Origin of the sequence: Rhodopirellula maiorica SM1, assembly GCF_000346295.1 — a bacterium.
Classification (GTDB): Bacteria; Planctomycetota; Planctomycetia; order Pirellulales; family Pirellulaceae; genus Novipirellula; species Novipirellula maiorica.
In genome coordinates, this window is sequence record NZ_ANOG01000183.1 from 1 (window position 1) to 5,320 (window position 5,320).

5 protein-coding genes are annotated in these 5,320 nt (G+C 55.2%); 2 read left to right on the forward strand and 3 right to left on the reverse strand.

Features of this window, described 5'->3' with window-relative positions:
• The coding region (locus RMSM_RS05580; RefSeq protein WP_236622013.1) for a hypothetical protein at positions 1 to 479 on the forward strand (479 nt) is incomplete at its 5' end.
• 224 nt (positions 480 to 703) lie between these two features.
• On the opposite strand, the gene RMSM_RS05585 is transcribed toward RMSM_RS05580, so the two are convergent.
• Both RMSM_RS05585 and RMSM_RS05590 read right to left on the reverse strand, forming a co-directional pair.
• The gene (locus RMSM_RS05585) at positions 704 to 2,254 is read right to left on the reverse strand and encodes an arylsulfatase (RefSeq protein WP_008692762.1); all 1,551 of its coding nucleotides are present in this window, start codon (positions 2,252 to 2,254) and stop codon (positions 704 to 706) included.
• A 34-nt stretch (positions 2,255 to 2,288) separates the two neighbouring features.
• Positions 2,289 to 3,143, reverse strand: coding sequence for a 3-keto-disaccharide hydrolase (locus RMSM_RS05590; RefSeq protein WP_236622014.1), 855 nt, complete (start codon positions 3,141 to 3,143; stop codon positions 2,289 to 2,291).
• Positions 3,144 to 3,708: 565 nt separating this feature from the next.
• Here RMSM_RS05590 and RMSM_RS05595 point away from each other — a divergent pair.
• Complete coding sequence (locus tag RMSM_RS05595; protein ID WP_008692769.1) at positions 3,709 to 4,587, forward strand: sugar phosphate isomerase/epimerase family protein; 879 nt, start codon at positions 3,709 to 3,711, stop codon at positions 4,585 to 4,587.
• A gap of 16 nt (positions 4,588 to 4,603) precedes the next feature.
• Here the strand turns inward: RMSM_RS05595 and RMSM_RS05600 are convergent.
• Positions 4,604 to 5,320 (reverse strand): mechanosensitive ion channel family protein (locus tag RMSM_RS05600; protein ID WP_008692771.1); only part of this gene is annotated, 717 nt, incomplete at its 5' end.

Below are 5,320 nucleotides of genomic sequence, written 5' to 3' on the forward strand. Positions count from 1 at the left end.
AACAAGCCGTATGCACACAAGCAGCGGCAACGCGTCCTTGTGGAAAACACCGTTCTGCTACTGAAGAGAATGCATTGACGATTTCGAAACCATACCAATCGCCAGTTACCCTGGAGCCTGCGTCCGCGGCACGCACTCAGTTCACTCGGTACCCAGGCCTCTGTTTATCCGCGCTCTCCGCTGTCGCGATCCTGGCCGATGCACCGATTGGTTTTTTCACGATCGTCGACTCCGTCCGCGTTTCTCTGGCTGGAGACTTCCTGCTTGGGATAGCGGTTGCCGCAGGAACACTGCTGTTCATTCTTGCGCACTTGGCCGTACTCGTTGGCGCCATTAACATGGTTCGCGGCAAATCAAATCGAATTTCGTGGCTGGCTGCGGTAATCGCATGCGTCCCTGTACTCAGTCCTGGGATTATTCTCGGGATTCCACTGGGTATTTGGTCACTCGTTGCATTGCAGAAATCGAACTCTGACTAAAACAAAACCCGTCCCCACGCGATTTCTGTCGTTCGTTGGATTGAGTTTTTGCTTGCGTGATTAGTGTTTATCAGTGTTGATTCGTGTCTCCTCATCTGTAGGCGGCGAGGTTTGCAGACTAATCGCCACTAGGCTCTGTCTGAAAGCCACCGCTCATCCTTTCCTTCTCCCCCGCTATCCGCTGCGCGGTGGGTGAGAAGGGACATGAAGGACGGCCAACGCGGTTACTTGCGTTTCGAGTCGCCTTTGATCTTTAATCCCGTATGCTTGGCCCAGGCCTCCCAAGCGTTGCCCAAACGTTGGGTGAGCTCCGGTTCGGCGGCGGCAAGGTCGGTCGTCTCGCAACGATCGTTTGCAAGGTTATAGAGTTCCCATGCCTTGCCCTTCTTGGGCCAGACGACTTTCCAGTCCCCCTCTCGCAGCGCACGGCTTCCGGACCATTCCCAGGCGAGTTGCGGATGAGGTTCTCTTGTCTCTCCCATCAGAATGGGCAGCATACTCTTGCCCTCAACCGGAAGGATCTCGTGGCCTTGGTACGTGGTTGGATATTGGCCGCCTGCGATTTCGAGCAGGGTGGGCATCATATCGATGATGTGGGCGGGTTGGCGAGTGATAGAGCCTGCCTGAATCCGCCCTGGCCACCACGCGATACACGGCGTCAGCACGCCTCCTTCGTACGCACTACTTTTGTGTTTCTTGAAGGGGGCATTCTGCGCCCAACCCCATGCCGGGCCGACCGACGCATAGAAATCCTTGGGACCGGGAACGATCTCTGGGCTGCGGCCACCAGGTTCCTCGGCACATCCCCCGTTGTCGGAGAGGAAGAGAACGACGGTATTGTCCGCAACCCCTTCGCTTTCGAGCGTCTCAAGCAGGCGACCAATGTTCTGATCCATGGCATCGATCATGGCTGCGTAAACGGCCATGCGTGCATCTTCATGGTCGTGATTGGCCGAGTCCCAGTCGTAGGCGTGTTCGTCCATCTCGCTTAGCTGCCACGATTCGGTCGCCAGTCCCATCTCGCGATGCCTCTGCCACCGTTGTTTCCGCAAGTTCAGCCAGCCGCCAATGTCGCGGTACTTGCCCCGATATTTGGCAATGTCCTCGGGCTTCGCATGCAACGGGTAGTGCGGCGCCGTGTAGTTGAGATGGATCAAAAACGGGCGGTCCGTCGAGGAAAACTTCTTTACACAATCGATGGCATGCTCGGTAAAGGCGTCGGTCGTGTAGAAGTCTTCGGGAAACGAAGTGATCAATTGGTCGTTCTGGCCGAACTTTCGGACCTTGTTGTTCTTGTAGGGTGGATCGGGGATCGACGGATCAAAAAAGTTGCAGCAACCGTCCAGCAGCCCATAGAACTCGTCGAATCCTCGATGATACGGATGAGTTGTCTTTTGACTGCCGAGGTGCCATTTCCCGCTCAACGCTGTCTGATAGCCCGCCAGCTTCATTGCTTCGCCGAGGGTGACCATGTCGGTTCGCAGCAAATCACGCTGGTCGCGTCGTGGATAGACGCCGGTCAGGATGGATGCGCGAGTCGTTGTACATTTGGCATTGTTGTAGAACTGAGTGAACCGCATCCCCTCGGCTGCTAAACGATTTAGATTTGGCGTTTCCACCTCGCCTCCGTAACAACCGATGTCGGACCACCCCATGTCATCGCACATGATCAAGACGATGTTGGGACGCTGCTCGGCATCGTTGGCAGATGCAGGGCGGACACAAACGGCAGCCACGGACCAGACCGCGAGCAAGTAAATCAATCGTTTCGTCATCAAAGACTCTCATTCCTGTAGAGTGACAAGATTTCTATTTCTTTAGTTTTGCATTCGAGTTGGCGGCTTTCTCGACCAACCAGATGTTTCGGAACTTCACATTCGAGCCATGCTCCTGTAGCACGATGGGCGACATCCGTTCTTCGGGGAACGCCGCATATTTGTTCCGCCGTAGCGATAACCTGACGTCGTCGTGGATCAATTGGCCGTTAAGCCGGATTGTGACACGGGCAGCACCATTCTCGGTCATAAACCCGTTCGCACCAATGTCCGCAGCCTGGAACTCTAGGTCGATCGTTTGCCAGACGCCTGGTTCAAGAGCCGCGTTTGAATCGGGTGCACGGATTTGATAGATCGCGCCACAATCGCCCATGCCAGGGATGTTCTTGTCGGCACTGTCGAAGATCTGTAATTCGTAAAGCGGGCCAAAGAAGATCCCACTGTTGCCGCTGCCCTCTTTGGGTAACTGGAACTCGAGGTGCAGACGGTAGTCACCAAATTTCTCTTTGGTGCAAAGGAATTGTTTACGTCGCTTGCCTTCAAATTCAAAGGCGATCTCCATCGCGTCGTCATCGACAAGCTTCCACTGAATCTGTTTCTGGTCATCCTTGGGATTGATCCACTGGAACGAGAACGGCTTCCACGCATCAAAATTCGAACCGTCAAACAGCACCACTGCCTCGGTCGGCGGGGCGAGCCCGAGTGTCGATGCGGGGGCGTCCAATTCCTTTTGCTCACGATTCGAGCCGCTTGTCCCAGTGTTCGGCGGTGCATCGGCCCTCGCAAGCGAGCCGGTTGCAATGGCTACGACGACCATTCCACAGAAAAGACGCGGCAGCACGTTGCCAAATTGGACTTTATTTCTTGAATGGATATTTGTTCGGGGCATTTTTTGACGCAGCAGGGAGGGCGTTTTGCGCTGGGAAGGGAGCAACCGATTTTTCGTGTTGTACGCCAGTCGCGGGCAGGATAGGTATTTATCGTAATTGTTTTCAGCGTGTCGTGTGAATGCGGCGCCACAAAGAAAAGGTCATCGGGGTGGCGGTGCGGCGCGAGCCGCCCGGTTGCAGCGAATACAGCGTTCGAAATTTACCGGGCGGCTCGCGCCGCTCCGCTACGAAATTCACCTGTCTCTAGAATGCTTCGTTTAACCGTTAGCCGGTAGGCGTACGCATAACCGATGCGAGTTAAGCAGCCTTTTTGGCCGACGCTGTGAGGCATGAAGAGCCGGCCATCGACGGCAATTGCGTGTTGTAGCGTCGCTCGCCAGCGCGGGGATGATTTCCGGGCAAAGGTCGATAACTAAATGCCATCTTAATCGGGCGGCTCCGCTACGAAAAATCATCCGGATAGGGGCGAAAGTAATGGGACTGAGCGATCGCCCGCGAACATGCTGTGGCACGACTGGAGTACAATGTCGGTTGACCTCTTCTTCTCTTTGACGGACGAACAAAATGAAACGACGGCATTTTTTGGGTGCAATATCCGCAGTGACAGCGGCCGCCTTGACGCCCAAGCAACTTCTTGCCTTGGATGACGATAACGTGTACCGAAATGCGATCGGCATCCAGCTGTACACATTGCGAAACCAAATCAACGACGACGTTGCCGGAACGCTAAAAGCCGTTGCGGATGCAGGCTACAAGCAGGTCGAGCCGTACGGGTTTCCCAACGCGAAACCGATGATCAACGCCGCTCGCGACAACGGACTCGCCATTCATTCCTCGCACTTCGAATGGGACTCGGTGGTCAATCCGGACGATAAAGGGGTACCACCGTTTGCTAAAATTTTGGAACAAGCGAACGACGCGGGGCTGTCTCATTTGGTCGTTCCTTATTTGGCAGAAAAAAACCGCACCACCTTGGACGACTACAAATTGACTGCGGATCGCTGCAACAAGGCGGCCGAGGAAGCTCAGTCAGCCGGAATCCAATTGGCCTATCACAACCATGCCTTCGAGTTCGAACCCAAGCAGGGCGGTCGGTACGGCTACGAGGTGCTAATGGACGAATTTTCGGACCAGATGAAATTTGAGATCGATATCTTTTGGGTGCAGCTGGCCGGTCACGATCCTGCAAAGTTGATTCGCAATTTAAAGGGACGTGTGTCCCAATTGCATTTGAAGGACCTAAGCCAGCAAACGCCTGTGCCGACCTACAACGGCGTTGCCCACGAAGCTTTCGAAGAGATCGGCGACGGAGTCATCCCGATGGAACCGATATTCGCAGCCGCCGCCGCAGCGGGCGTGGTCCATTGTCATGTCGAGCAAGACCAGTCGCCCGATCCGCTAGCGAGCATCCGCCAGAGCATGACATACCTAAAGAAGATGTAGATCGTTTGATCGACGACTACCCGGTGGCCTGTGCCGCCGCCGGGACGTTTGCAGATGGGACGCCGATGCGCCGGAGCATCGCTTTGCCGCGTAATGTCAAATCGGTGATGAACTGGAACTGGTCTCGGCCGTCGATCGGGTAGGCTTTTAGCCGGTAATGCGTCCCCCAGGGTTTCTCGGCCGCCACGACAAGTATTGGCTTGTCGAGTTGCAGATACGGACTGGCCAACGCCACATCGGTCAATTTTTGTTTCACCCGCTGGCCGTCGTGATCGGGATGTAAATAAAAGTCGGCGACACACATCAACTCGCGTTTGCCAGTGTTGTTGTTGTAGATCGCCGTCGACCATATCTTGCTATGCGGGACGGCTACGACCGTGTCGTCTGGAGTCACGATTTGGACCGTTCGCAGATCAAGCGATCGGACTTCTCCATAGGTTTCTTCGATCTTGACCCAGTCACCATTGCGATAGGGACGTTCGTACAATGCGACCACACCCGCGATCAAGCTGCTGACATAGTCCTTGAACGCAAACCCCAATGCAACGGCCAACGCACCCGAGATCGCGAGCAGGTTTTGAGGCGTGGGGTAGATGAACAGCGGGATGATGTAGGCCGCCACAAATAACAGCATCACCGCCCGCAAGATGGGTTCCCAGGGCAAGATCCACAGACGGAATCGATCGGGCACGCGTTCAGCAAGCCGGGGACAATCCATTTGATGATCGACGCC